Annotated in this window: 1 protein-coding gene; it reads left to right on the forward strand. The window is 64.8% G+C overall.

Features of this window, described 5'->3' with window-relative positions:
• Window positions 1-209: 209 nt before the first annotated feature.
• Window positions 210-1,169, forward strand: a complete 960-nt coding sequence (locus tag AC3WLF_RS31310) for an IS110 family RNA-guided transposase (protein WP_492357491.1) — start codon at window positions 210-212, stop codon at window positions 1,167-1,169.
• Window positions 1,170-1,192 lie beyond the last annotated feature (23 nt).

Consider the following 1,192-nt stretch of genomic DNA (forward strand, 5'->3'; position numbering starts at 1 on the left):
GCCGCTTGTATGTTCAAACCAGACCAGTGCGGTAAAGTCTGAGCGTCGTTTAGACGGCCAGACCGGCCCGTGTAGTTTGATAGCCGCTAGGGTGATCGAGCCCGCGCCTGAGTACAGAACGCACGGTCGCCGTGCTGGTCTTCCTGAAGCCCGAACGGTTACGCGCGCCGTTGGTGAGCGCGCATGCACAAGCAAGGGATCTGAAGACCATGTCTGTTATCTCAGTTGTTGGTATTGACGTTGCCAAGGCACACGTCGATGTCTGTGTACTGGGCGCCAGTCGCGATACCCAGCAGTTTGCCAACGATGCCGAGGGCCATTCGGCACTGGCCGCGACCTTGCAGCCGTTGGGGGTTGGCCTGGTGGTGATGGAGGCCACCGGCGGCTACGAGGCGGCCCTGGTCTGTGCGCTGCAGGCGGCAGGCCAACCTGTGGCGGTGATCAACCCGCGCCAGGCCCGCGATTTCGCTAAGTCCATGGGGCGCCTCGCAAAGACTGACACCATCGATGCGCGCATGCTCGCCGAACTGGCGTCGGTACTGGTGCAACGCGATGACCTGGCGCGCTTCCTGCGCCCGCTGGCCGACGCCCAGCAGCAGTGGCTGGCGGCCCTGGTTACGCGCCGGCGCCAGCTGCTGACCATGTTGCACGCCGAACGCCAGCGCCTGCAGATCACGCCGGCCGGGCTGCACCCGAGCATCGAGGCCATCGTGGCGGCCATCAAGGCCCAACTGGACGACGTGGAGGCGCAGATGGTGGGTCATATGCGTGAGCACTTTGGGGAACTGGATCGGCTGTTGCAGTCGGCCAGCGGCATCGGCCCGGTGGCCAGCGCCACGCTGGTTGCCGAGTTGCCTGAGCTCGGGCGGCTCAACCGGCGCGAGATCGCGGCCCTGGTAGGGGTGGCGCCCATGGCCAATGACTCGGGTAGCAGCAGGGGGCGGCGCCGGATTCTGGGAGGGCGCTTCGAGATCCGGCGAGTGCTGTACATGGCCACGCTCACCGCAACCCGGCACAACCCCGCCATCAAAGCCTTCTACCAGCGCCTGACAGCCGCCGGCAAGCTGCCCAAGGTAGCGTTAGTGGCCTGCATGCGCAAGTTGCTGACCGTGCTCAACGCCATGGTCAGAACCAGCACTCCTTGGGACAAATCGCTTCACCGAACTTGACTTTGAAGACGGTTACTCAGGCG

The sequence above is a fragment of the Cupriavidus sp. FW306-01-F10A genome (genome assembly GCF_058782785.1).